The sequence below is a fragment of the Dyella jiangningensis genome, from assembly GCF_003264855.1.
In the GTDB taxonomy this organism is placed as follows: domain Bacteria; phylum Pseudomonadota; class Gammaproteobacteria; order Xanthomonadales; family Rhodanobacteraceae; genus Dyella; species Dyella jiangningensis_C.
The window spans coordinates 233,791-258,885 of sequence record NZ_NFZS01000005.1 but is presented as its reverse complement, the minus strand read 5'-3'; the positions used below and the strand labels follow the sequence as shown (position 1 = coordinate 258,885).

The following is a 25,095-nucleotide window of genomic DNA, read 5'->3' as shown; positions in this document are numbered from 1 at the left end:
GCGTACTGTATTTACTGCACTGTAGGAGCGCACCCAGTGCGCGACAAGCCAACGGAGCGGAAGCCGCGATCGCGCACTGGGTGCGCTCCTACAAGAGCGCTGGACGGTCAGGACAGGTGTTCGCTCGCGAGATATTCCTCGCTCTGCATCTCGATCAATCGCGATTCCGTGCGACCAAATTCCGCGCGCAGGCGCTCGCCGTCGTACAGCTCGGTGATCGGTGCGGCCGCCGAGAGGATCAGCTTCACGTGGCGGTCGTAGAACTCGTCCACCAGCAGCACGAAGCGGCGCGCCGCGTCGTCGGTGTAGACGGTGAATTGCGGCACGTTGGAAATGATTACCGCCGGACCGGCCTTGGCCAGCTCGATGTAGTCGGACACCGCGCGCGGTCCTTCGCACAGTGCGGCGAAGTCGAACCACAGGATGTTGGCGGCGCGCTTGCGCACCGGGATCGGGCGATCGTTGAGCACGATCTCGCCGCCTTCGTCGACCTGGCCTTCCGCCTGGCTGGAGAAGATCCGCGCCAGCGCGCGTTCGGCCTCCGGTCCTGGCGGGGTCTGGTACACGTCGGCCTGGGTCAGCGCGCGCAGACGCCAGTCGTGGGAGGAAATCATCTGCACCACGCGGCAGTGCTTCTCGATCAGCGCGATGGCGGGCAGGAAACGCGCGCGCTGCAGGCCATCCTTGTAGAGGTTGGTCGGCGCGGTGTTGGAGGTGGTCACCAGCGACACGCCGCGTTCGAACAGGGCCTGCAGCAGGGTGCCGAGGATCATCGCGTCGCCGATGTCGTTGACCAGGAACTCATCCAGGCACAGCACGCGGCAACGCGAGGCGAGGTTGGCGGCCACCTCGAGCAGCGGGTCCTGCCGCTCGCCGAGCGCGCGCAGTTGTTCGTGCACTTCGCCCATGAAGCGGTGGTAGTGGCGGCGCAGCGCCATGCCCGATGGCAGGCTGGCCACGAACAGATCCATCAGGAAGGTCTTGCCGCGGCCCACGCTGCCCCACAGGTACAGGCCCGGCACGGCCTCGCGCTCGTCGTTGCCGAGCAGGGCTTTCAGACGTCCAAACAGTCCGCTGCCATTACCGTTGGCGGTGCTGGCCACCAGCGCGGCATGCATGCGGTCGAATTCGGGCAGCAGCGCCTGTTGGGCCGGATCGGCCTCCCAGCGGTGGGCGGCGACGCCTTCTTGATAACGCGCACTGGGCGCGAGCAGGGGGGTATCACTCATGGGTACGGCAGATTCGGGGGATGGTGCGCCCGTGGGGAGCGGGCATGGAGAGCGGGCGCGGCATCAGTCCTGCCGCAGCGGCGGAAGCCAGGGCTGCACGGCGTGCTTGATGACGCCGCGCAGGTCCATCAGGCGGCGGTGGAAGAAATGGCTGGTCTCGGGCATGCGCACCAGCTCGGGCTTTTTCGCCATGCCATCGATCCAGTCGAACACGGCCTGCGGATCGACCACTTCGTCTTCCTCGCCCTGCACCACCAGCCAGGGGCAGCTGGGCAGCTCGAAACCCTCGAACGGCCAGCGGCCGGCAGGCGGAGCGATGCTGATCAGCGCATCGGCATGCAGGCGCACCGTGTTGCGGATGGAGACATAGCTGCCGAACGAGAAGCCGGCCAGCCACAGCGCATCGTCGGGACGCAGCCGGCGCACCCACGCGGCCACGGCCGCAAGATCGTCGCCTTCGCCATTGCCGTGATCGTAAGTACCTTCGGATTCACCGGTGCCGCGGAAGTTGAACCGCACCGTGTCCAGCCCGGACTCGCGCAGCGCGCGTTCCACCATCGTCACCACCTTGTTGTGCATGGTGCCGCCTTGCAGCGGGTGCGGATGGCAGATGATGGCGGTGCCGCGGCGCGCCTCGTCGGGCAGCGCCACGTCGCTGATCGCTTCGAGCTTGCCGGCCGGTCCTTCCAGCGCGAAGCTGGCGGCCTGCTCGGGAAAATGGTCGGGTTGGGTAGGCAGCATGACGGGGTTCATGGACAAGATGATAACCGGCACCTGTGCCTGTCGTAGGCGCCGAGCGGAGCCAGTCGCATGAACCACCTCGCCCATACGCTGCTCGCAGGCGAAGACGAACTGCTGCAACTGGGCGGTTTGATGGGAGATTTCGTGCACGGCCAGCCCGATCCGGCCCTGCCTTCGGGCGTGATCGCCGGCATCCGCCTGCACCGCGCCATCGACGTCTATACCGACAGCCATCCGGAAGTGGCCGCCGCTCGCAGCCTGCTGCCGGCGCCGTTCCGACGCTACGGCGGCATCCTGCTCGACATGTGGTTCGACCACCTGCTGGCGCGCGACTTCCCGCGCTGGAGCGAGCAGCGCCTGGAAACCTATTCGCTCGGTGTGCGCGACATGCTCGATCGCCACACCCCGTTGCTGCCGCCGGGTTTGCAGCGTTTTCGCCACTACATGGAAGCGCACGCGCTGCCCGGCGGTTACGCCCGCCCCGAAGAAATCGGCGCCGCCCTGGATGGCATCTCGCATCGTCTCCGTCGTGCGAACCCGGTAGCCGAGGCGTTGCCGGTCCTGGTCGGACTGGACCGCCCGCTGCAGGCGCATTTCGAGGCGTTTTATCCGCAGTTGCAGTCATTCGCGAAGCGGTGGCGGGAGGCGGAGTTGCCGGTGCGGTAGGCGGTCGCGCCGTGCTCTGTCACCTGCGAGGTGGCCGCCTCATGCGGGGGAGCCGGCTGTCAGCTCTTCTGTAGGAGCGCACCCAGTGCGCGATCGCCTTTCGCCGCAGTCCTTCCCGTTCGTCACTCCTGCGAAGGCAGGAGTCCAGTGACATTCGCTTCTGTTGCGCCGCTTCCGCCGCTGGCTCGCCTGCCGCGGGCTTCCGAACCGCTGCCGCGGCCCGGGCCACTTTCTCTTGCTTGCCCAAGTCCCACAGGGATTAGCTTCGCGTCAGAAAGTAACCACCGTAAAGGTGGCAATGCCAAAGAGAACGGCACCCCGCATGGCGCTGTCCGGGCTGCGCCCAGCCAGTCCGTGAGGGGCGGCCGGGCTTTTCGACCGGGCGCCTGCCCGGACGAAAAGTGCTCGACGTCCTGTCGGGCACCCCTGCGGGGCCTGATCGTCCACCCCTCACCGCCACGCAGGGGCTCTGGTGAAGGCTCGTGCCGCTGCGCGGCACATCGCAACGCGGAGCTACAACGCCTTGTGGGAGCGCACCCTGTGCGCGACCGCGCACTGACAGCTCGCCTCATTTCTCGGTAGCCGCGATGACGCCACGCTGCGGTCGCGCACTGGGTGAGCTCCTACAGGCATTAAGCAGCGTCCCGAGAGCCCCTCTCATGCCAGTCCTCTCTCCCACCGGTACCACCGTCGGGTCGGCGGGAGAGGGGTCAACGGTGCGCATCCGGGAGGTGACGCCCCATGCGCCTGTCGCGCTCAGGGTGCGCTTCCACCAAACGAAGGCTTGGCGTGTTCGGCAGGATGCCCCACAACGAAAAACGCCGCCCCGTGGGCGGCGTTTCGTCGACATCAGACGCGAGCAGGCCGATTACTTGGCCTGATCCACAATCCAATGCACCGCATTCTTCACCTGCTCATCGGTGAGCGCCGGATTGCCGCCCTTCGCCGGCATCATGTTGCCATCCGGACCCTTGTAGCCTTCGATCGCATGCTTGACCAGGGTGTCGAGGCCCTCGGCGATGCGCGGACCCCAGTTGCCCTTGTCGCCCAGCTTCGGCGCACCGGCCACGCCCGCGGTGTGGCAGCTGTGGCAGAGGTTGTCGTAGATGGTCTTGCCGTCGGTGGTGCCACCGTAGGCGACCTGCGAAGCGGCGGCCTTGGCGGCGGCTTCCTGCGCGGCGGCCATGGCGGCGCGGCCCGTGTCGCCCGCGTAGACGGCGCCTGCCGGCGCGATGCGCTCGGCCACCTGCTTGGCGGACTCCGGATTGGTTTCCTTCGGCTCGTGGTCGTAGATCAACCAGGCACCAACGATCAGCAGCAGGGTCAACGCGCCCAGGCCCGCGATCAGCAACGAGAAGCTGCGCATGAAGCTCTGGTCGGATTTGGTCATGGAACCGCTCACGCAATCACTCCATCTCTAGGACGGCCTTGCAGCCGGGTTAGGCACAGGTTCAGACAACAAGGAGGGGAGTATAGACGAACCCTGCGGCAAGTTTCAGGGCGGCGATCGCCCGATTTGACGGTTGCGTGGCGCGGCCATTTCACGCAGTTTTCTTTGTTTTGACGCGATCACGCGGTAAAAACCCTGCCATCGGTCATGGGGCACCCATGTCAACTGGCATTGTCTATTCCCGTTGATCTGACCCTATCCTTTCATCCGACGTACAAAGTCAGGCGCAGGGAAGGTGTTCCTGCAGCGCCGGTGAGGTCGGGTGGGCCTGCCGTCTATTTCTGGGAGTTTTTCATGTCGCGTTTTTGGAAGATCGCGCTGGTCGTTGTGGCCGTGATCGTGGTGGGAGCGGTGGGCTTCCGTCTGTTGCACAAGCCGGCTGCCGATGGCGGCCAGGCGGGCGAGCAGAGCGGTCAACGCAAGGGCCAGGGCCAGGACAAGGATAAGGACACGCCGGTGCCGGTCACCGTCGAGCCCGTGGTCAAGCAGGACGTGCCGGTGTACCTCACCGCGCTGGGCACCGTGCAGGCGCTCAATACCGTGACCATCAACCCGCAGGTCAGCGGGCAGATGCTCAGCATCAATTTCAAGGAAGGCCAGGAAGTGAAGAAGGGCGACCTGCTGGCGCAGATCGACCCGCGTACGTTCCAGGCCGCCTATGACCAGGCCGTGGCCAAGCAGGAGCAGGACGAGGCTCAGCTTTCGACCGCGCAGAGCACGCTCAAGCGCAACGATGCGCTGGTCGCCAAGGGCTACGTGGCCCAGCTGGACATGGACACCTTCCGCAACAACGTGGCCAACCTGACCGCCACCGTGGCCGCCGACAAGGCTGCCGTGCGTTCGGCCAAGGTCAACCTCGACTACACCCGCATCGTCTCGCCGATCGACGGCGTCGCGGGCATCCGCAACGTGGACCCGGGCAACGTGGTGACCACCACCACGGCCGTGGTGACGCTGACCCAGATCCATCCGATCTACGTCACCTTCAACCTGCCCGAGCAGAACCTGGAGATGGTGCGCAAGGCCGCCGCCGGTGGCGACCCGCTGAGCGTGCTGGCGCTGGATCGCGCCGACGCGCATACCATCGCCGACGATGGCGTGCTCAACGTCGTCGACAACCAGATCGACACCACCACCGGCACCTTCAAGCTGCGTTCGATCTTCCAGAACGCCAAGGGCGACCTGTGGCCGGGCCAGTTCGTCAACGTCCGCCTGAAGGTGCGCACGGTGACCGGCGGCCTGGTGATTCCGTCGCAGGCGGTGCAGCGCGGTCCGGATGGCGACTACGTGTACCTCGTGCAGCAGGACGACACGGTCAAGATGAACCCGGTGAAGGTCGCCGGCGAAGTGGGCGACAGCCACGTGATGATCGGCTCGGGCCTGGCGCTCAACGACCGCGTGGTCACCGAGGGCCAGTTCCGCCTCAAGCCGGGCAGCAAGGTCAAGGCGCTCAAGCCGGGCGAAGTGCCGGCCGCGCCGACGCCGGCCGAGATGGACAAGGCCAAGAAGAACGCGCAGAAGCAGGGCGGTCGCCGCGGCGGCTGATGACGCGAGGCGCGGGACGAGGCATGGCTGGCGAAGACGCGACAAGCGCGATCGCCAGTCGTCCCGGTGGCAGGGCGGCGCAGGCATGCGCGCCTGCCATGCGTCCCTGACCCCTGCAGCAACAACACGAGGCGCCGCGGGATTGGCGCTCGCCACACACATCGACGGCTAACCCATGGGCTTCTCCACACTCTTCATTCGCCGACCGATCGCTACATCGCTGCTGATGGTGGCGGTGCTGCTGCTCGGCATCCTCGGCTATCGCGAGCTGCCGGTGTCGGCGCTGCCCGAGATCGACGCACCCAGCCTGGTGGTCACCACGCAGTATCCGGGTGCGAGCGCGTCCACCATGGCGTCGCTGGTCACCACGCCGCTGGAGCGCAACTTCGGCCAGATCTCCGGCCTCACCATGATGACCTCCGACTCGTCGGCGGGCCTGTCCACCATCGTGCTGCAGTTCGCGATGGATCGTGACATCGACATCGCGGCGCAGGACGTGCAGGCGGCCATCAACCAGGCGCGCGGCACGCTGCCGGCAACCCTGCCGTATCCGCCGGTGTACAACCGCGTTAACCCGGCCGACGCGCCGATCATCACGCTCAAGCTCACTTCGGACAGCCTGCCACTGCGCGAAGTGAACAACTACGCCGACTCGATCCTCGCGCAGAAGCTGTCGCAGGTGCAGGGCGTGGGCCTGGTGTCGATCGCCGGCAACGTGCGCCCCGCGGTGCGCGTGCAGGTGAATCCGTCGCAGCTGGCAAACCTCGGCCTCACCATGGAGGACGTGCGCAGCGCGCTCACCGAGGCCAACGTCAACGCGCCCAAGGGCACGCTCAACGGCGCGACGCAGTCCTACAGCATCGGCACCAACGACCAGCTGGTCGATGCGGCCGAATACAAGAACACCATCATCTCGTACAAGAACAACGCGCCGGTGCGCCTGTCCGACGTGGCGAACGTGGTCGATGGCGTGGAGAACGACCAGCTCGCCGCCTGGGCCAACGGCAAGCCCGCGGTGCTGCTCGACATCCGTCGCCAGCCGGGCGCGAACATCGTGCAGACGGTGCAGCAGATCCGCAACATCCTGCCGCAGCTGCAGGCCGTGCTGCCGGCGGACGTCCATCTGGACGTGTTCGCCGACCGCACCATCACCATCCGCGCCTCGGTGGAGGACGTGCAGTTCACCCTGATCCTCACCATCTGCCTGGTGGTGGCGGTGATCTTCGTGTTCCTGCGCCGCCTGTGGGCCACGGTGATCCCGTCGGTCGCGGTGCCGCTCTCGCTGATGGGCACGTTCGGCGTGATGGCCTTCACCGGCATCTCGCTGGACAACCTCTCGCTGATGGCGCTGACCGTCGCGACCGGCTTCGTGGTCGACGACGCGATCGTGATGATCGAGAACATCGTGCGCTACATCGAGCAGGGCAAGGACGGCAAGGAAGCGGCCGAGATCGGCGCGAAGGAAATCGGCTTCACGGTGCTGTCGCTGACCGTGTCGCTGATCGCCGTATTCCTGCCGCTGCTGCTGATGCCCGGCGTCACCGGTCGCCTGTTCCACGAGTTCGCCTGGGTGCTGACCATCGCGGTGGCGATCTCGATGCTGGTGTCGTTGACGCTGACGCCGATGATGTGCGCCTACCTGCTCAAGCCCGATGCGTTGCCCGAAGGCGACGACGCGCACGAGCGCCACGCCGCCGCCGGCAAGAAGACCTGGTGGTCGCGCCTGGTCGGCGTGTACGAGAGTTCGCTGGACTGGGTGCTCGGCCACCAGCGCTTCACCGTGCTGATCGCCGGCGCCACCGTCGCGGTCACCATCTTCCTCTACATCATCATTCCCAAGGGCCTGCTGCCCGAGCAGGACACCGGCCTCATCACCGGCGTCGTCGCGGCGGACCAGAACGTGGCCTTCCCGCAGATGGAACAGCGCACCAAGGCCGTGGCCGAAGCGCTGCGGCGTGACAAGGCGGTGACCGGCGTGGCCGCCTTCATCGGTGCGGGTTCCATCAACCCGACGCTCAACCAGGGCCAGCTCAGCATCGTGCTGAAGGACCGCGGCGACCGCGACGGCCTCGACGAAGTGGTCAAGCGCCTGCAGCAGGAAGCGGCCGACATTCCGGGCGTGGCGCTGTACTTGAAGCCCGTGCAGGACGTGACGCTGGACAGCCGCGTGGCGGCCACCGAGTACCAGTACTCGATGTCCGACGTGAGTTCCGAGGAGCTCTCCAAGTACGCCACGCAGATGACGCAGGCACTGCGCGAGCGTGCGGAACTGGCTGACGTGGACAACAACCTCGCCGACCAGGGCACCTCGCTCAAGCTCACCATCGACCGCGAGAAGGCCAGCCGCCTCGGCGTGCCGGTGCAGACCATCGACGACACGCTGTACGACTCGTTCGGCCAGCGCCAGATCTCGACCATCTTCACCCAGCTCAACCAGTACCGCGTGGTGCTGGAGGTGGCGCCGCAGTTCCGTTCCAGCACCGCGCTGCTCAACCAGCTCACGGTGAAGAGCAACGGCAGCGGCGCGCTGACCGGCAGCAATGCGACCAGCTTCGGCCAGGTGGCGTCGAGCAATTCCTCGACCTCGACCGGCCTTGGCGTGGCCAACACCGGCGTGGTGATCGGCGCGGGCGGCACCATTCCGCTGGCCTCGCTGGCCACGTCCGAAGTGACCAACGCACCGCTGGTGGTGAGCCATCAGCAGCAGCTGCCGGCGGTGACCATCTCCTTCAACCTCGCACCGGGCTACTCGCTGTCCGAAGCGGTGAAGGCGATCCACGATGTGGAGCAGAACCTGAACTTCCCGCCGCAGGTGCGTGGCCAGTTCATCGGCAAGGCGGCGGAGTTCTCCACCTCGCTGACCAATGAAGTGCTGCTGCTGATCGCCTCGATCGTGGTGATCTACATCGTGCTGGGCGTGCTGTACGAGAGCTACATCCACCCGCTGACCATCATCTCCACGCTGCCGCCGGCCGGCGTCGGTGCACTGCTCGCGCTAATCCTCTGCGGGATGAGCCTGTCGGTGGATGGCATCGTGGGTATCGTGCTCTTGATCGGTATCGTGAAGAAGAACGCGATCATGATGATCGACTTCGCCATCGAGGCGCAGCGCGAGGGCATGAAACCGCACGAAGCGATCCGCCGCGCGTGCCTGCTGCGCTTCCGCCCGATCATGATGACCACGGCGGCCGCCATGCTCGGCGCACTGCCGCTGGCATTGGGCAACGGCATCGGCGCGGAACTGCGTCGTCCGCTGGGCGTGTCCATCGTGGGCGGCCTGCTGCTCTCGCAGCTGGTCACGCTGTACACCACGCCGGTGATCTACCTCTACATGGAACGTTTCTCCGACTGGCTGCGCGAGCGCCGCGAACAGCGCGCACTTGCCAAGGCCCAGACGCGGGGAGCGATGTGACGCGAACGACCGGGCCCGGGATGACCCGGGCCCCCATGCAAACCCCCGAAGGGGCGCGGCCGGAACGGCGCGCCCCTTTCGGCGTTTCCGGTAGCGGCGCTTTCTGTAGGAGCGCACCCAGTGCGCGATCAGGTCTTGCATGAACGTCGCGATATGCCGCTCTCGGGAAGATGCGGGTTGCTGCATCAACGCTTCGTCGGCTTTTCGCGCACTGGGTGCGCTCCTACAGAAAAGACTGCGCGGTTCAACCAATCCACCCGTCATGCGTTGTGTAGACGTTGTGCGGTATATACGTCCATTCCGCGCGCCCCCGCGGCGCTGTCCGAACAGCTCCTTGATCCGAGCGACTTCCCTGGCTTGTTGATGGCATGAACATTTCCGGTCCCTTCATCCGCCGCCCCATCGGCACGTCACTGCTGGCGATGGGTGTCTTCGCGGTCGGCTTGATCTGCTACGTGCTGCTGGGCGTGGCGGCGTTGCCGAACATGACCTTCCCGGTGATCTTCGTGCAGGCCAGCCAGGCGGGCGCCAGCGCGGGCACCATGGCATCCACCGTGGCCGCGCCGCTGGAACGCCACCTGGGCCAGGTGGCGGGCATCGATACCATGCGCTCGTCCAGCTCGCTGGGCAGCACCTTCGTGTTCCTGATGTTCAACGCGGGCCGCGACCTCGACGCCGCCGCGCGTGACGTTCAGGCCGCCATCAATGCGGCGCAGTCCGACCTGCCTACCGGCCTCAATGCACCGCCGAGTTACCAGAAGGCCAACCCCAACGACGACCCGATCATCGCCTTCGCGCTGACCTCGGACACGCAGTCCGCGCGCGACCTCTACGACGTCGCCGATTCGCTGCTCGCGCAACGACTTCGCCAGATCGAGGGCGTGTCGGAAGTGGACATCCTGGGCGCCGCGACGCCGGCCATCCGCGTCGACGTGAACCTGCGCCAGCTCAACGCGCTGGGTCTCTCGCCGGACCAGCTGCGCAATGCGCTCACCGCCGCCAACGTCACCTCGCCGCAGGGCTTCCTGTCCGACGGCAAGACCGTCATGTCGGTGACCGCGAACGATTCGCTGCACACCGCAGAGGACTTCGCCAGCCTGGTGATCGCCTCCAACAAGGGCGTTCCGATCCGTCTCTCCGACGTGGCCAAGGTGTACGACGGCACGCAGGACGCTTACCAGGCCGCGTGGTTCCAGGGCAAACCCGCCGTGCTGATGTACGTGTACCGGCAATCCAATGCCAACATCATCGGCACCGTGGACCGCGTGAAGGCCGCCGTGCCGCTGCTGCGCGACTACCTGCAGCCCGGCACCACGCTCACGCCATACTTCGATGGCACGCCGACCATCCGCGCTTCGCTGCATGAAGTGCAGGCGACGCTGCTGATCAGCCTGGCGATGGTGATGTTGACCATGGCGCTGTTCCTGCGTCGCCTCGCACCCACCTTGATCGCCACCGCCGCGGTGCCGTTGTCCCTCGCGGGCGCGGCCATCGTGATGTACATCCTCGGCTTCACGCTCAACAACCTGACCCTGCTCGCGCTGGTGATCGCGATCGGCTTCGTGGTCGACGACGCCATCGTGGTGATCGAGAACATCGTGCGGCACATCGACCAGGGCATGACGCGCATGGATGCGGCGCTCGCCGGTGCGAAGGAAATCGGCTTCACCATCGTCTCGATCACCGCCTCGCTGGTGGCCGTGTTCATCCCGCTGCTGTTCATGGGTGGCATCACCGGCCTGTTCTTCAAGGAATTCACCATTACGCTGGTGGCGGCGATCATCGTCTCGGCGCTGGTTTCGCTCACGCTCACCACCTCGCTGTGCGGCCAGTTCCTGGTCGGCCACGATTCGGAGCGGCCGACCACGCGCGTCGGCGTGGCGCTGGACAAGTTCCAGGAAGGCCTCATCGGGCTCTATTCGCGCGCATTGAAGTTCTCGTTGAAGCACGCGCTGGCGTTCTCGCTGACGCCGCTGGCGCTGATCGTGGCGACGGTGTTCCTGTTCGGCATGGTGAAGACCGGGCTGTTCCCGGCGCAGGACACGGGTCTGATCCGCGGGCGCGCGACCTCGGGTGCGACGGTGTCGTTCCAGGATGCGCGTGAACGCCAGCAGCGCCTGATCAACATGCTGCTCAAGGACCACGACGTGGCCCGCGTGGGTTCGCGCCTGGGCAGCAGCCGCCAGGGTGCATCCGGCACGTTCGACATCGAGCTGAAGACGCACGCGCAGGGGCGCAAGGACGACACCTTCACCGTGCTCGGCCGCCTCAGCGCCAAGGCCGCGCGCTATCCCGACCTCAATGTGCGCCTGCGGCCGATCCAGGACCTGCCGAGCTTCGGCGGTGGCGGTTCCAGTCAGGGCGCGCAATACCAGGTGTCGCTGCAGGGCGACAATTCCGACGAGCTGCAGCAGTGGCTGCCCAAGCTGGTGGCGGAGCTGAAGAAGAACCCCAAGCTCAAGGACGTGGGCAGCGACATCGACGACGCCGGCCTGCAGCAGAACATCGTGATCGACCGCGACAAGGCCGCGCGCCTGGGCGTGGGCATCGGCACCATCGACGGCGCGCTGTACAACGCGTTCGGCCAGCGCCAGATCAGCACGATCTACTCGGACCTCAACCAGTACAAGGTGGTGGTCAACGCCTTGCCGAACCAGACCGCCACGCCTGCGGCGATCAACGCGGTGTACGTGAAGAGCAACAGCGGCGCGATGGTGCCGCTTACCGCCTTCGCGCACCAGGAGGCGGGCGTCGCGCCCACCCAGATCACGCATGAAAACCAGTACACGGTGATGAGCATGAGCTTCAACCTCGCACCGGGCGTGAGCATGGGCGAGGCGTTGGAGATCATCCAGGCCACCGGCAAGCAGATGCGTTTGCCGGGCGACATCCGCATCAACATCGGCGGCGACTTCCGCCGCTTCCAGCAGTCGCAGAGCGGCATGCTGTGGCTGCTGCTCGGCGCGGTGGTGGTGGTCTACATCGTGCTCGGCATGTTGTACGAAAGCCTGATCCATCCGGTGACCATCCTCTCCACGCTGCCCGCCGCGGGCGTGGGTGCGCTGCTCGCGCTGTGGATCACCGACACCGAGCTTTCGGTGATCGCGCAGATCGCGCTCGTCCTGCTGATCGGTATCGTGAAGAAGAACGCGATCATGATGATCGACTTCGCGCTGGTGGCGCGCCGCGAGCGCGGGCTCAACGCGTTCGATGCGGCCTACGAGGCCTGCATGGTGCGCTTCCGCCCGATCATGATGACCACCATGGTGGCCATCCTCGCCGCGGTGCCGATTGCCGTAGGCCTGGGCGAAGGTTCCGACCTGCGCCGTCCGCTCGGTATCGCGCTGATCGGCGGCCTGATCATCTCGCAGAGCCTGACGCTGCTGAGCACGCCGGCGCTCTACGTGATCTTCTCGTGCCTCGCCGACCGCTTCAGCGCCTGGCGCGCAAGGCGTCGCCAGCCCAAGCGGTTGCCGGCGGGCGAGGCGGTCTAAAGGCACCACTGTAGGAGCGCACCCAGTGCGCGAAAAGCCGACGGAGCGGTGACTCCGCCACGCCGCGATCGCGCACTGGGTGCGCTCCTACAGAAAATCGTAAGGCCCTGAATCTCCATACCTTCGCGCATCGTGGGCCTGCGCGCTTTCCCCGTTTGGGCGAAATCGTGACAATGAGGGGCTTTCGTCCCCGGCTTCCGACCCCATGTCGACTGCCCAGGGCGAAATTTGCGTCCGCGCGGGGCGCCTCGGCGCCCGCCACCCAGGTCATGCCAGCGAGGTCATTGCAACCATGTCGAACACGCCGAAGATCATCTACACGCTCACGGACGAAGCGCCGTACCTCGCCACGCAGTCGCTGCTGCCGATCGTCAAAGCCTTTACCGCCACCGCGGGCGTCGCCGTTGAAACGCGCGACATCTCGCTGGCCGGCCGCATCATCGCCCAGTTCCCGGACATCCTCCCCGACGACAGGAAGATCGCCGACGACCTGGCCGAACTGGGCCAGCTGGCGACTACGCCCGATGCGAACATCATCAAGCTGCCGAACATCAGCGCGTCGGTGCCGCAGCTGAAGGCCGCGATCAAGGAGCTGCAGTCGCAGGGTTACGCGCTGCCGGACTATCCGGAAGACCCGAAGGACGTCAGCGAGTGGAACGTCAAGGCGCGCTACGACAAGGTGAAGGGCAGCGCGGTAAACCCGGTGCTGCGCGAAGGCAACTCCGATCGCCGTGCGCCGCTGTCGGTGAAGAACTACGCACGCAAGCACCCCCACAAGATGGGCGCATGGAGTCGCGATTCGAAGGCGCACGTCGCGCACATGGACGGCGGTGACTTCTACGGCAGCGAGAAGTCCACTGTCGTCGCCAAGGCCACCAATGTCAGGATCGAGTGGTTCGGCAAGGACGGCAGCAGCAAGGTGCTCAAGGAAAAGACCTCGCTGAAGGACGGCGAGATCATCGACGCCGCCGTGATGAGCCGCAAGGCGCTGGCCGCCTTCATCGATGCGCAGATCGAGGACGCCAAAAGCCAGGGCGTGCTGTTCTCGCTGCACCTGAAGGCCACCATGATGAAGGTGTCCGACCCCATCATGTTCGGCGTGGTGGTGAACGAGTTCTACAAGGACGTGCTGGCCAAGCACGCCGACACGCTGAAGAGCGTGGGCTTCGAGCCGAACAACGGCATCGGCGACCTGTATGCGCGCCTCGGCTCGCTGCCGCAGGCGACCCAGGACGCGATCCTGGCCGACATCAAGGCCGAGTACACCCAGCGTCCCGCCGTGGCGATGGTGAATTCCGACAAGGGCATCACCAACCTGCACGTGCCGAGCGACGTGATCGTCGACGCATCGATGCCGGCGATGATCCGCGACTCCGGCAAGATGTGGAACGCCGAAGGCAAGTTGCAGGACACCAAGGCGGTGATCCCCGACCGCAGCTACGCCGGCGTGTACCAGGTGGTGATCGAGGACTGCAAGGCGCACGGCGCGTTCGATCCGGTCACGATGGGCAGCGTGCCGAACGTCGGCCTGATGGCGCAGGCGGCCGAGGAATACGGTTCGCACGACAAGACCTTCCAGATCCCGGCCGACGGTGTCGTGCGCGTGATCGACGAAGCGGGCAACGTGCTGCTCGAGCATGCGGTCGAGTCGGGCGACATCTGGCGCATGTGCCAGACGAAGGACGCGCCGATCCAGGACTGGGTGAAGCTCGCCGTCACGCGTGCGCGCCTCAGCAATACGCCGGCGGTGTTCTGGCTCGACACCAACCGTGCGCACGACAAGCAGGTCATCGCCAAGGTCGAGCGCTACCTCAAGGACCAAGACCTCACCGGCCTGGACATCCGCATCCTCTCGCCGGTGGATGCCACGCGCCACTCGCTGGAGCGCATCCGCAAGGGCCAGGACACGATCTCGGTCACCGGCAACGTGCTGCGCGACTACCTGACCGACCTGTTCCCGATCATGGAGCTCGGCACCAGCGCGAAGATGCTGTCGATCGTGCCGCTGATGGCGGGCGGCGGCATGTTCGAAACGGGCGCGGGCGGTTCGGCGCCGAAGCACGTGCAGCAGTTCGTCGAGGAAGGCTTCCTGCGCTGGGATTCGCTGGGCGAATTCCTCGCCATCGCTGCCTCGCTGGAGCACCTCGCCAACCGCTACGACAACGCCGATGCGCGCGTGCTGGCCAAGACGCTGGACCAGGCCAACGGCAAGATCCTCGACAACAACAAGTCGCCCGCCCGCAAGGTCGGTGAACTGGACAACCGCGGCAGCCACTTCTACCTCGCCATGTACTGGGCACAGGCGCTGGCCGAGCAGAACGATGACGCCAAGCTCAAGGCGAAGTTCGCGCCGCTCGCCAAGGTGCTGACCGAGAACGAAGCCAAGATCGTCGGCGAGTTGAACGGTGCACAGGGCAAGACGGTGGACATCCAGGGCTACTACCACCCGAACCTCGATCTGATCAGCAAGGCGATGCGCCCGAGCAAGACCTTCAACGACGCGCTGGCGTCGCTGGGCTGATGGACGGGAAGCAGCAACGTTGATGAGAGAAGGCCGCGAAAGCGGCCTTCTTTCTGTTCGAGCGGTTGGGCTCTTTGTAGGAGCGCACCCAGTGCGCGATTTGCACCACGGCGTCACCGCTCCGTTGGCTTTTCGCGCACTGGGTGCGCTCCTACAAAGGGAGCTGGCGATGCGTCCACCTGTCGCATCACTGCGCTAGGCTGCGCCGCATGGGCACATCGTCGAACGACATCGAAATACCACCGCAGCGCGTGGGCGAAGTCTTCCTCGCCTTCCTCTCGCTCGGGCTGCGTTCGTTCGGCGGTCCCATCGCGCATCTGGGCTATTTCCGCCGCACGTTCGTCGAACAACGGCGCTGGCTGGACGACGCGCATTTTTCGCAGCTGCTGGCGCTCTGCCAGTTCCTGCCCGGGCCGGCGAGCAGCCAGCTGGGTTTCGCCATCGGGTTGCAGCGTGCGGGTTGGCGTGGCGCGCTCGCGGCGTTTGCCGGCTTCACCTTGCCATCGGCCATGCTGATGTTCGCCTTCGCGTGGTGGGCACCTTACCTCAGCGGTCCGTGGGGACAGTCGCTGCTGCACGGCTTGAAACTCGTGGCGGTGGTTGTCGTGGCGCAGGGCGTGCTCGGCATGTGGCGATCGCTGGCTACCGACACGCCGCGACGCCTGCTGGCGATCAGCGCCGCCGTGGTGTTGCTGTGGCAGCCCTCGGCGTGGATGCCATTGCTCGTGATCGTCGTCGCGGCGCTGTTGTCGCCATGGGTATGCCATGGCGTATCGCCCCGCCGCGATGTGGCGCCTTCACCCGGCTACGGCCGTCGCGCGGCATTCGTCCTGCTCGCTTGTTATGGCGTACTGCTGTTGCTGGCTTTCGGCGTCGCGTCAGGAGGCCATCCGTTGCTGCGGATTGGCGCGGCGTTCTATCGCGCCGGTGCGCTGGTCTTCGGCGGCGGACACGTGGTGCTGCCGTGGCTGCGCCAGGCCTTGGTCGTGCCCGGATGGATCGATGAAGGCAGCTTCCTCGCGGGTTATGGCGCGGCCCAGGCGATGCCGGGTCCGATGTTCTCGCTGGCGGCGTACCTGGGCAGCCGGATGTTCGGCGGAGAGGGCGGCGTCGCGGGTGCGGCGGTGGCCTTGCTGGCGATCTTCCTCCCGGGCTTCCTGCTGTTGAGCGGCGTGCTGCCATTCTGGCAACGGCTTTCCGCGCGACCGGAGGCAGTACGCGTGGTGGCGGCCATCAATGCCGCGGTGGTCGGCCTGTTGGCGGCCGCGTTCTACAATCCGGTCTGGACCGGTACGGTGCACGGCTGGGCGGATGTATTCATCGCCGCGTGCGGCTTCCTGATGCTGGTGGTCGCGCGCCAGCCGGCATGGGTGGCGGTGCTGTGGTGCGTGGCCGCGGCGTTGGCAGGTCACGCCTGGGTTCACTGAACAAAGGCGGGAGGCGCGCGGAACCGCGCTGATCCGCGGCGGTCACAAGGCGGCCCCAAGCAAGGAAACCATTCGATGGACCCCATTGTTCTTCGTCAGCAGGGCTGTCGCCTCCTCGGTGCCGCCATCTTCACGCTGGTCGTTGCCTGGCCTGCCAGCGCTCAGAATGCGCCGGCATCAGCCGCATCCACGTCGCAGGTCACCAACCTCGAAGCGGTGACGGTCAGCGGCGAGCAGCCGGGGCCGGGGCTGTGGCGCATCAGCAAGGGCGATCACGTGATGTGGGTACTCGGCACGCTGTCGCCGCTGCCCGACCGCATGCAGTGGAAGACGGACGACGTGGAGCAGACCATCGCCAGTTCCCAGGAAGTGCTCGGACCGCCGTCGATCGCGCTGAAGCCCAAGACCAACTTCTTCGGCAAGCTGTTCCTGCTGCCCTCATTGATCGGCGCGCGCAAGAACCCCGATGGGCAAAAGCTGCAACAGCTGGTGCCGGCGCCCGATTACGCGCGCTGGCTGACGCTCAAGCAGCAGTACATCGGCAGCGACCGCGGCATCGAGGCATGGCGGCCGATCTTCGCGGCGGTGGAGTTGTACGACAAGGCCATCAAGCGTCACGGCATGACGGCGTCCGGCGGCGTGAAGGACACCGTGCGCAGCCTCGCCAAGAAGCACAACGTGAAGTTCGTGACCGCGCGCTACACCCTGCTGGTGGAGCAGCCGCGCGACGCGGTGAAGACGTTCAAGTCCTCGCCGATGGATGACCGCGAATGCTTCGGCCGCACGCTGGATACGGTGGAACGCGACCTCGGCCGCATCACCGAGCGCGCCAACGCCTGGGCCACCGGCGACATCGACCTGCTGCGCAGCCTGCCGATGAACGACCAGCGCGAAGCCTGCATCGCTGCCGTGACGGAAGCGGGTTTCGCCAAGCAGCTGGGTTTCAGCGACGTGAAGCAGAAGGCCGAAGGCATCTGGATGGAGGCCGCCGAGCAGGCGTTGAACACCAACGCACAGACCTTCGCGATGCTGCCGATGGAGGAGCTGCTGTCGCCGCGCGGACTGGTGGCACGGCTGAAGGCGCAGGGTTACCAGGTGGAAGCGCCGGATGGCAGCGACGCGGAAGGTATGGCGCCGGCGCAGCCCTGAGGAAGCGGGAATCGCGCACTGGGTGCGCTCCTACAGGGAACGCTTTTTTTAGGAGCGCACCCAGTGCGCGATCCAACCCGCCTCAACATCTCCATCAGGCACTCGCCTGATCCAGCAGCGCAATCTCTTCCTTGCCTAGCTGCAGGTTCACCGCGCCAAACAACTCCTTGAGCTGAGGAATGCTCGTCGCGCTCGCGATGGGCGCCGTGACGCTAGGACGTGCGATCAGCCATGCCAGCGCCACCTGCGCAGGCGTCGCGCTGTGTGCCTTGGCCACCGTATCCAAAGCGGCGAGCACGCCAAGACCTTGCGCATCGAGGTATTTGCGCACCGAACCGCCACGCGCCGCGCTCTTGGCCAGATCGTCCTCGCTGCGGTACTTGCCGCTGAGGAAGCCGCTGGCCAACGCGTAGTAATTGATGACGCCGATGCCTTCGGACACCACCAGCGGCTCCAGCGCCTTCTCGTAGCCCTTGCGGCTCACCAGGTTGTACTCGGGCTGCAGCGTTTCGTAGCGTGGCAGGCGGTATTCGGCCGACACTTTCAAGGCTTCGGCGAAGCGGTCGGCGATGTAGTTGGAAGCGCCGATCACGCGCACCTTGCCTTGCTCGATCAGCCTGCCGAACGCGCCCAGCGTTTCGTGCAGCGGCACCGTGGCGTCGTCCTCGTGCGCCTGGTACAGGTCGATGTAATCGGTCTGCAGGCGCTGGAGCGAGCCCTCCACCGCCTGGTTGATGTTGATCGGCGAGAGGCCCGGGTGTTCGGCCCACTTCGCCACCTTGGTGGCGATCACCACCTTGTCGCGCTTGCCGCTGCGCTTGAGCCACTTGCCGATGATGGTTTCCGATTCGCCGCCCCGGTTGCCGGGCACCCACGCCGAATAGACGTCCGCGGTATCGATGAGGTTGAAGCCGGCGTCGACGAAGGCATCCAGCAACTCGAACGAACGCTGCTCGTCGACACTCCAGCCAAAGACGTTGCCGCCGAAAGCGAGCGGCGCGACCGACAGCGATGAGCGGCCGAGGGGACGAAAATTCATGGAGGGGCTCCCATGCGATGAACGGGGGACGAGCTTTCGTGCATACTCGAAAGCTCAAGATGCCGGAGTATACGCGCCGCCTTCGTGACGCCGGGGCGAGCGCGCGGCAGCGCCCACAGCGGAGGAACGCGGATGAAGATCAAGGCGACGGCATGGCGATGCGCCATCGTGATGGGTTTGTGTACGTGGATGAGTGCGGCGGTGGCGCAGTCATCCGCGACGCGGCCGTGGTCCGATCCCAAGCTCTCGCCCGACGAGCGCGCGAGGATGCTGGTGGCGCAGCTCACGCAGGACGAGAAATTCCAGCTGATCCGCAGCTATTACGCCGGCCCGGATCGTCCTTCCGACAAGCCGTTCCCCAAGGGCGCCATCGCCTCGGCGGGTTACGTGCCGCCGATCGAGCGCCTCGGCATTCCCGCGCTGGAAGAAAGCGATGCGGGCCTGGGCGTGGCGAGTTCCGACCGCATGCGCCCGGGCGACAGCGCGACGCCGTTGCCGGCCGGTCCCGTCACCGCGGCGAGCTGGGATCCCAAGGTGGCCTATCGCGGCGGCGCGATGATCGGCAACGAAGCGCACAGCAAGGGCTTCAACGTGCTGCTGGCCGGCGGCATCAACCTGATGCGCGATCCGCGCAATGGCCGCAACTTCGAGTACGCGGGCGAAGATCCGCTGCTCGCCGGCACCATCGTGGCCGAGGCGATCCGCGGCATCGAAAGCCAGCACGTGATCTCCACCATCAAGCACTTCGCCTTGAACGACCAGGAAACCGCGCGCAACACCATCAACGTGCAGATCGGCGAGAAGGCCATGCGCGAGTCGGACCTGCTCGCGTTCGAGATCGCCATCGAACGGGGCAAGCCCGGTTCGGTGATGTGCTCGTACAACAAGCTCAATGGCGACTGGGCCTGCGAGAACGACTACCTGATGAACCAGTTGCTCAAGCGCGACTGGAAGTATCCCGGCTTCGTGATGTCCGATTGGGGCGGTGCGCACAGCGCGGCCAAGGCGGTGAACGCCGGCCTCGACCAGGAGTCGGCCGGCGAAGTGTTCGACAAGGAAGTGTATTTCGATGCGCCGCTGCGCCAGGCGCTCGCCAAGGGTGAGGTGAAGCAGGCGCGCATCGACGACATGGTCCAGCGCATCCTGCGCAGCATGTTCGCCGCGGGCGTGTTCGAGCATCCGGCGAAGAAGGCGCCGATCGACAGCAAGGCCAACCTCGCCGTGGCACGCGAAACGCTGGAAGCGGGTGCGGTGCTGTTGCGCAATGAAAACGGCCTGCTGCCGCTGGACTTCGGCAAGCTGGCATCGGTGGCGGTGATCGGCGCGCATGCGGACAAGGGCGTGCTGGCCGGCGGCGGTTCCTCGCTGGTGACGGCGATGGGCGGCAATGCCGTGCCGGGCCTGGCGCCGACCACGTGGCCGGGCCCGGTGATGTATCACCCGTATCCGCCGCTCAAGGCCATCCGCACGATGGCACCGAAGGCTAACGTGCAGTATGCGGATGGCAACGACGTGGCCGCCGCTGCCGCACTCGCCGGCAAGTCGCAGGTGGCCGTGGTGTTCGTGCAGAAGTGGGCGGCCGAATCGTTCGATGCGGCCGACCTCGCGCTGCCCAGCGGCCAGGACGCACTGGTGGAAGCGGTGGCCAAGGCCAACCCGCGCACCGTCGTGGTGCTGGAGAACAACGCGCCGGTGCAGCTGCCCTGGCTCGACCAGGTGGGCGCCGTGCTCGAGGTCTGGTATCCCGGTGGCGACGCGGGCAACGGCATCGCGAACCTGCTGTCGGGCAAGGTGAACCCGTCGGGTCGCCTGCCGATGAGCTGGGTGCGCGATGCGTCGCAGCTGCCGCGCGCGGAGATTCCCGGTGCCACGGGCGGCACGCCGCCGGAGTCGGTCGACTACAACATCGACGGCGCCGACGTCGGCTATCGCTGGTTGCAGTCGCGCGACCTCAAGCCGCTGTTCCCGTTCGGCTATGGCTTGTCCTATACGACGTTCGAGCATGGCGCGCTGAAGGTCGCCTCGCGCGACGGACAGCTGCATGCGACGGTCACCGTACGCAACACCGGTTCACGCGCTGGCGCTGACGTGGCGCAGGTCTACGTCCAGGTGCCTGGCGCCAAGTCGAAACGGCTTGCCGGCTACGCGAAGGTCTCGCTCAAGCCGGGCGAGCAGCGCGAACTCGACATCCCGCTGGAGAAACGCCTGCTGGCCGACTTCGATGCGGCCAAACACGGCTGGGTGATCCATGGTGGTGACTACAGCGTGATGGAAGGCCGTTCGTCCGAAGACCTGGGCACGCCGGTCAAGCTGCAGCTCCCGGCGGGTACGCCTTGACCGTTACCGTCGCCACCCTTGGGTGGCGACGGTCGGTACCGCGGGGACATTCGTCAGGCGCAACCGCCTTGGGCGAGGGGCGCCGGTGCGCCCTTGCGCTGCAGGTCGCGCGCCATGTTCGCGTTGCGCAGCCGCTTGCCCGAAGGGCGTGACGGCGGCTTGGGCGTTTCCGCCAACCGCCGGGCCAGGGCCGGGTCGGTGATGTGGCCGTGCATGAACAACAGGTTGGTCCAGAGCGAGCTCATGACATCCTCCCGTGTATCGTCAGGAGCTCAAGATAGACGCCTCCCATAGGGCGAAAAAGCGATATATTCGCAAGCCAGCCTTGAGGAAAATTCAAATGGGACGCGTCTCGCTGGATCTCCTCCAACAGTTCGTGCAGGTGGCCCGCCTGGGCAATCTGTCGCGTGCCGCCGAGCAGGCGAACCTCACGGTGAGCGCGCTCAGCCATCAGGTACGGCAGCTGGAACAGCGGCTGGAACGACGCCTGTTCGAACGAGGCCCGCGCGGCGTGCAGCTCACCGCCGAAGGACGCCGGTTGCTGGAAGCGGTGGGGCATCACTTCGAAGGCATCGACCGCGCCATGGCCGGTTTCCGCTGCCGCCGCGAAAACGCGCTGACACTGAGCGCGATACCGGGCGTGATGTCGAGCTGGCTGGTGCCGCGCCTGGCAAGGCTGGTCGCCGCGCATCCGGAGCTGGAGCTCAACCTGCAGTCCAGCGTGGAGCTGGTGAACTTCGAGCGCGATCCGGTGGATGCCGCCATGCGCTACGGGCGCGGGCCGTGGCCGGGCCTGGTTACCGAGCGGTTGTTTGGCGAATGGATCGCGCCGGTAGCCTCGCCGGCTCTGCTGGCGCGCATGGGCGACGCCGATCCCAATGATCTCGGGCGGTGGCCGTTGCTGGGTGATCCGGGCGACCGCTGGCCCGACTGGTTCGCCGCCACCGGCGGACAGCCGCCGGGCCGCTATGTCGCGCATTTCGACAACACCGATGCCTTGCAGCGCGGCGCGCTCGAGGGTATGGGCGTCGCGCTGGGGCGCATGGTGATGGCGCGCCCGCTGGTCGAGGCCGGTTTGCTCACGGTGCTGGGGGATCGCTACCAGCAGATCCCGGAAGCCTATTTCCTGGTCTACCCCGAGCACGCGCGGGATCACGCCGGCCTGCGCATCTTCCGCGAATGGCTGCTGTGCGAGGCGGGCAAGTATGCCGAGGCGATGTCCCAGGCCGCACGCGTCACGGCGTAGCACCACCCCGCTATCCTTCTGTAGGAGCGCACCCAGTGCGCGACCGCGACGCAACGGTGGTTCCTCGTTTCCGGGTGATGGCGTCACCGCTTCGCAGGCCTGTCGCGCACTGGGTGCGCTCCTACATGCATGTCCTGTGAGAAAGCCTGCCTCCAGCTTCCCATGCTTTGCTCGCCGCGGAGGTGGCTTGTCCATCCACCATTTGTATACGTAGTGGCCGGCAAGCTGGGGCCGCTATGCTCTACACGCCATTTTGACGTTCGCTTCTAGGGGTAATCGATGAAAAGCCGTGTGATCCTGGGGCTGGCAGCGGTGCTGCTGGCGTCGTGCAGCAGCAGTTCCACGCCGGCCAACGCGCAGGTGCAGGACCAGCCGGCGGGCGGGCTGGTGCCGCCGACCACGGCCAGCGACTTCACCGCGACGCGGCTCGACCAGGTGCTGGCGGGCGACTGGCGTTCGCCCGAGCACAAGGCGCGCGATGTCTATCGTCATCCCAAGGCGACGCTGCAGTTCTTCGGGATCCGCCCCGACCAGACGGTCATCGAGATCACCCCGGGTGGTGGCTGGTACTCCGAAGTGCTCGCGCCGCTGCTGCACGACAACGGCCATTACATCGCCGCCATCGCCAAGCCCTCGGGCGACGGTGAGGCCAGCCGCGACAAGACCGGCCTGAAGGCCAAGTTCGCCGCCGACGCCGCGCACTATGGCAAGGCGCAGATCCTGGAGTTCGATCCCAAGGCGCCGGTGTTCGGTGCGCCGGGCTCGGCCGACGTGGTGCTGACCTTCCGCAACGTGCACAACTGGGTGGAAGCCGATACCGCGCCGCAGATGTTCAAGGCGTTCTTCGCCGCCCTGCGACCCGGCGGCGTGCTGGGCGTGGTCGACCATCGCGCGGCGGATAACGCCAGCATCGAAGCGGTGAAGGACAGCGGCTATCTCCCCACCGACTACGTGGTGAAGCTCGCGACCGATGCAGGGTTCAAGCTCGAGGAAAAGAGCGAGATCAACGCCAACCCCAAGGACACCAAGGATTACCCCAAGGGTGTATGGACGCTGCCACCCACGCTGACGCTGGGCGATCAGGACAAGGCGAAGTATCAGGCGATCGGTGAATCGGATCGCATGACGCTGCGCTTCGTGAAGCCCGCCGCCGCGTCTTCGCCGTAACATCCGGGCAAGACCACGCGCCGCGAGGCGCGCGGATCGCTTCCGCATGCTTATCGCACTCAACAAGCCCTATGGCGTGCTCTGCCAGTTCCGCGATCCGGATGGCCGACCTACGCTGGCCGACTACGTCCGCCAGAAGGATGTGTACGCCGCCGGACGCCTCGACCACGACAGCGAAGGCCTGCTGCTGCTCACCGACGACGGCGCGCTCGCGCACAAGCTCACCGATCCCAAGCACAAGCAACCCAAGACCTACCTGGTGCAGGTCGACGGCCAGATCACCGACGAAGCCGTCGCCGCCTTGCGTCGCGGCGTGACGCTCAACGATGGACCGACGCTACCCGCCAGCGCCGAGCAGGCCGTGGAGCCGGAGTGGCTGTGGCCGCGCGATCCGCCCGTGCGCTTTCGCAAACTCATCCCCACCAGCTGGCTGCGCATCACGCTGCGCGAAGGCCGCAACCGACAGGTGCGACGCATGACGGCCGCAGTCGGGTTTCCCACGCTGCGGCTGATCCGCGAGCGGATCGGGGCGTATGCGCTAGATGGGCTGGCGCCCGGCGAGACGCGCATCATCGGCTGACGACTGCCGTTGTAGGAGCGCACCCAGTGCGCGACCGCAGCGCAACGGCGTTCCTCACTTCCAAAGTCGCGATCCGCTTCTGCGCTTCGTAGGCTTTTCGCGCACTGGGTGCGCTCCTACAGGGGGCGTGTCAGTGGAGGCCGAAAAACGCCGCCGCCGTCGCCGTGCTGTTCGCCGCCGTGACATCCACCGGCTCGCCACGGTCGCGCGCGATCTCCTCGCAGATGTGCTTGAGGTACATCGGCTCGTTGCGTCGATGCGACGGCTGGGGACGTACCGTGCGCGGCAGGAGATACGGCGCATCCGTTTCGATCATCAGCCGATCGGCGGGAATCTCCTTCACCAGCTCGCGCAGGTGGGTGCCGCGCCGCTCGTCGCAGATCCAACCGGTGATGCCGATGTGGCAGTCCAGCGCGAGGTAATCGCGCATGGCCTCGCCGGTATCGGTGAAGCAATGCACCACGGCGCCGGGAATCCTGTCGCGATAGCGGCGCAGCAGCGCGATGAAGTCGTGGTGCGCATCGCGCTGGTGCAGGAACAGCGGCTTCTGCACGTCCACCGCGATCTGCAGCTGCCGCTCGAACACGGCCAACTGCACGTCGCGCGGCGAGTAGTTGCGGTTGTAGTCCAGCCCCGTCTCGCCCACGGCACGCACTTCCTCGTGCGTGGCCAGCTCGCGCAGCAGCGCGTCGGTGGCGTCGTCGTAGTTGATTGCATGATGCGGGTGCACGCCCGCCGTGGCGTAGAGCACCCCGGGATGCGCCTGCGCCAGCGCCAGGGCATGCGTGCTGCCGTCCCGCGAGGCGCCGGTGACCATCAGGCGCGCGACGCCATGGGCGTGGGCGCGAGCCAGCACGGCGTCGAAATCGTGGTGGAACGACTCGTGGGTGAGGTTGGCGCCGATGTCGATCAGTTGCATGGGGTTCGGGGAGTGGGGCAAAGCATGCATTGTCCCAGCCAGCGGCGCGGTGGCAACCCCAGGGCCGGGCATCCCGCAAGATATCGCGGGCGGGCCCGGCGTGCCGCTGAATGCCGGGCGGGTAAGCAAAGGAACCGTCATGCCCCTCGCCTAGCCTTTGGCGGATTGAACGT

General features: G+C 66.3%; 17 protein-coding genes. 11 read left to right on the top strand and 6 right to left on the bottom strand.

The annotated features are described in order from the left end of the window. Positions 1–107: 107 nt before the first annotated feature. Both zapE and CA260_RS19065 read right to left on the bottom strand, forming a co-directional pair. Complete coding sequence (gene zapE / locus CA260_RS19070; protein ID WP_111984650.1) at positions 108–1,229, bottom strand: cell division protein ZapE; 1,122 nt, start codon at positions 1,227–1,229, stop codon at positions 108–110. Positions 1,230–1,292: 63 nt separating this feature from the next. Further along, complete coding sequence (locus CA260_RS19065) at positions 1,293–1,982, bottom strand: alpha/beta hydrolase (RefSeq protein ID WP_111984649.1); 690 nt, start codon at positions 1,980–1,982, stop codon at positions 1,293–1,295. A gap of 57 nt (positions 1,983–2,039) precedes the next feature. Between CA260_RS19065 and CA260_RS19060 the strand changes: the two genes are divergently transcribed. Continuing rightward, on the top strand, positions 2,040–2,636 hold the full coding sequence (locus CA260_RS19060) for an ACP phosphodiesterase (RefSeq protein WP_111984648.1): 597 nt from the start codon (positions 2,040–2,042) through the stop codon (positions 2,634–2,636). Positions 2,637–3,504: 868 nt separating this feature from the next. On the opposite strand, the gene CA260_RS19055 is transcribed toward CA260_RS19060, so the two are convergent. Then, positions 3,505–4,026 (bottom strand): c-type cytochrome, encoded by a 522-nt coding sequence (locus CA260_RS19055; protein WP_111984647.1) that lies wholly within the window; start codon positions 4,024–4,026, stop codon positions 3,505–3,507. A gap of 354 nt (positions 4,027–4,380) precedes the next feature. Between CA260_RS19055 and CA260_RS19050 the strand changes: the two genes are divergently transcribed. The 6 genes from CA260_RS19050 (at position 4,381) to CA260_RS19025 (ending at position 17,634) form a co-directional block, all read left to right on the top strand. Further along, a complete protein-coding gene (locus tag CA260_RS19050; RefSeq protein WP_111984646.1) occupies positions 4,381–5,631 on the top strand; it encodes an efflux RND transporter periplasmic adaptor subunit in 1,251 nt (416 codons plus the stop codon). Between the two features lie 175 nt (positions 5,632–5,806). Next, the gene (locus tag CA260_RS19045; RefSeq protein WP_111984645.1) at positions 5,807–9,043 is read left to right on the top strand and encodes an efflux RND transporter permease subunit; all 3,237 of its coding nucleotides are present in this window, start codon (positions 5,807–5,809) and stop codon (positions 9,041–9,043) included. Positions 9,044–9,411: 368 nt separating this feature from the next. Next, on the top strand, positions 9,412–12,537 hold the full coding sequence (locus tag CA260_RS19040) for an efflux RND transporter permease subunit (RefSeq protein ID WP_111984644.1): 3,126 nt from the start codon (positions 9,412–9,414) through the stop codon (positions 12,535–12,537). Between the two features lie 292 nt (positions 12,538–12,829). Then, complete coding sequence (locus CA260_RS19035; protein ID WP_111984643.1) at positions 12,830–15,058, top strand: NADP-dependent isocitrate dehydrogenase; 2,229 nt, start codon at positions 12,830–12,832, stop codon at positions 15,056–15,058. A 209-nt stretch (positions 15,059–15,267) separates the two neighbouring features. Further along, complete coding sequence (gene chrA, locus CA260_RS19030) at positions 15,268–16,485, top strand: chromate efflux transporter (RefSeq protein ID WP_111984642.1); 1,218 nt, start codon at positions 15,268–15,270, stop codon at positions 16,483–16,485. A gap of 75 nt (positions 16,486–16,560) precedes the next feature. After that, positions 16,561–17,634 (top strand): TraB/GumN family protein, encoded by a 1,074-nt coding sequence (locus CA260_RS19025; protein WP_111984641.1) that lies wholly within the window; start codon positions 16,561–16,563, stop codon positions 17,632–17,634. A 94-nt stretch (positions 17,635–17,728) separates the two neighbouring features. Here CA260_RS19025 and CA260_RS19020 read toward each other — a convergent pair whose 3' ends face one another. Further along, the gene (locus CA260_RS19020; RefSeq protein WP_111984640.1) at positions 17,729–18,673 is read right to left on the bottom strand and encodes an aldo/keto reductase; all 945 of its coding nucleotides are present in this window, start codon (positions 18,671–18,673) and stop codon (positions 17,729–17,731) included. A gap of 132 nt (positions 18,674–18,805) precedes the next feature. Between CA260_RS19020 and CA260_RS19015 the strand changes: the two genes are divergently transcribed. Beyond that, the gene (locus tag CA260_RS19015; protein WP_111984639.1) at positions 18,806–21,010 is read left to right on the top strand and encodes a beta-glucosidase; all 2,205 of its coding nucleotides are present in this window, start codon (positions 18,806–18,808) and stop codon (positions 21,008–21,010) included. A 53-nt stretch (positions 21,011–21,063) separates the two neighbouring features. Here the strand turns inward: CA260_RS19015 and CA260_RS19010 are convergent, their stop codons facing one another. Further along, positions 21,064–21,255, bottom strand: coding sequence for a hypothetical protein (locus tag CA260_RS19010; protein ID WP_111984638.1), 192 nt, complete (start codon positions 21,253–21,255; stop codon positions 21,064–21,066). Between the two features lie 95 nt (positions 21,256–21,350). On the opposite strand from CA260_RS19010, the gene CA260_RS19005 reads away from it, so the two are divergent. The 3 genes from CA260_RS19005 (at position 21,351) to CA260_RS18995 (ending at position 24,003) form a co-directional block, all read left to right on the top strand. Further along, positions 21,351–22,256: a LysR substrate-binding domain-containing protein gene (locus tag CA260_RS19005; protein ID WP_111984637.1), complete on the top strand. Its 906-nt coding sequence runs from the start codon at positions 21,351–21,353 to the stop codon at positions 22,254–22,256. Between the two features lie 279 nt (positions 22,257–22,535). Further along, complete coding sequence (locus CA260_RS19000) at positions 22,536–23,423, top strand: class I SAM-dependent methyltransferase (protein ID WP_111984636.1); 888 nt, start codon at positions 22,536–22,538, stop codon at positions 23,421–23,423. A 46-nt stretch (positions 23,424–23,469) separates the two neighbouring features. Continuing rightward, positions 23,470–24,003 (top strand): pseudouridine synthase, encoded by a 534-nt coding sequence (locus tag CA260_RS18995; protein ID WP_111984635.1) that lies wholly within the window; start codon positions 23,470–23,472, stop codon positions 24,001–24,003. A gap of 130 nt (positions 24,004–24,133) precedes the next feature. Here CA260_RS18995 and CA260_RS18990 read toward each other — a convergent pair whose 3' ends face one another. Further along, positions 24,134–24,922: a TatD family hydrolase gene (locus tag CA260_RS18990; RefSeq protein ID WP_111984634.1), complete on the bottom strand. Its 789-nt coding sequence runs from the start codon at positions 24,920–24,922 to the stop codon at positions 24,134–24,136. Between the last annotated feature and the right edge of the window lie 173 nt (positions 24,923–25,095).

Excerpts from the sequence above, each read along its gene's own strand:
- zapE (WP_111984650.1), bottom strand. The coding sequence starts at position 1,229 with ATGAGTGATACCCCCCTGCTCGCGCCCAGTGCGCGTTATCAAGAAGGC.
- CA260_RS19065 (WP_111984649.1), bottom strand. The coding sequence starts at position 1,982 with ATGAACCCCGTCATGCTGCCTACCCAACCCGACCATTTTCCCGAGCAG.
- CA260_RS19060 (WP_111984648.1), top strand. The coding sequence starts at position 2,040 with ATGAACCACCTCGCCCATACGCTGCTCGCAGGCGAAGACGAACTGCTG.
- CA260_RS19055 (WP_111984647.1), bottom strand. The coding sequence starts at position 4,026 with ATGACCAAATCCGACCAGAGCTTCATGCGCAGCTTCTCGTTGCTGATC.
- CA260_RS19050 (WP_111984646.1), top strand. The coding sequence starts at position 4,381 with ATGTCGCGTTTTTGGAAGATCGCGCTGGTCGTTGTGGCCGTGATCGTG.
- CA260_RS19045 (WP_111984645.1), top strand. The coding sequence starts at position 5,807 with ATGGGCTTCTCCACACTCTTCATTCGCCGACCGATCGCTACATCGCTG.
- CA260_RS19040 (WP_111984644.1), top strand. The coding sequence starts at position 9,412 with ATGAACATTTCCGGTCCCTTCATCCGCCGCCCCATCGGCACGTCACTG.
- CA260_RS19035 (WP_111984643.1), top strand. The coding sequence starts at position 12,830 with ATGTCGAACACGCCGAAGATCATCTACACGCTCACGGACGAAGCGCCG.
- chrA (WP_111984642.1), top strand. The coding sequence starts at position 15,268 with ATGGGCACATCGTCGAACGACATCGAAATACCACCGCAGCGCGTGGGC.
- CA260_RS19025 (WP_111984641.1), top strand. The coding sequence starts at position 16,561 with ATGGACCCCATTGTTCTTCGTCAGCAGGGCTGTCGCCTCCTCGGTGCC.
- CA260_RS19020 (WP_111984640.1), bottom strand. The coding sequence starts at position 18,673 with ATGAATTTTCGTCCCCTCGGCCGCTCATCGCTGTCGGTCGCGCCGCTC.
- CA260_RS19015 (WP_111984639.1), top strand. The coding sequence starts at position 18,806 with ATGAAGATCAAGGCGACGGCATGGCGATGCGCCATCGTGATGGGTTTG.
- CA260_RS19010 (WP_111984638.1), bottom strand. The coding sequence starts at position 21,255 with ATGAGCTCGCTCTGGACCAACCTGTTGTTCATGCACGGCCACATCACC.
- CA260_RS19005 (WP_111984637.1), top strand. The coding sequence starts at position 21,351 with ATGGGACGCGTCTCGCTGGATCTCCTCCAACAGTTCGTGCAGGTGGCC.
- CA260_RS19000 (WP_111984636.1), top strand. The coding sequence starts at position 22,536 with ATGAAAAGCCGTGTGATCCTGGGGCTGGCAGCGGTGCTGCTGGCGTCG.
- CA260_RS18995 (WP_111984635.1), top strand. The coding sequence starts at position 23,470 with ATGCTTATCGCACTCAACAAGCCCTATGGCGTGCTCTGCCAGTTCCGC.
- CA260_RS18990 (WP_111984634.1), bottom strand. The coding sequence starts at position 24,922 with ATGCAACTGATCGACATCGGCGCCAACCTCACCCACGAGTCGTTCCAC.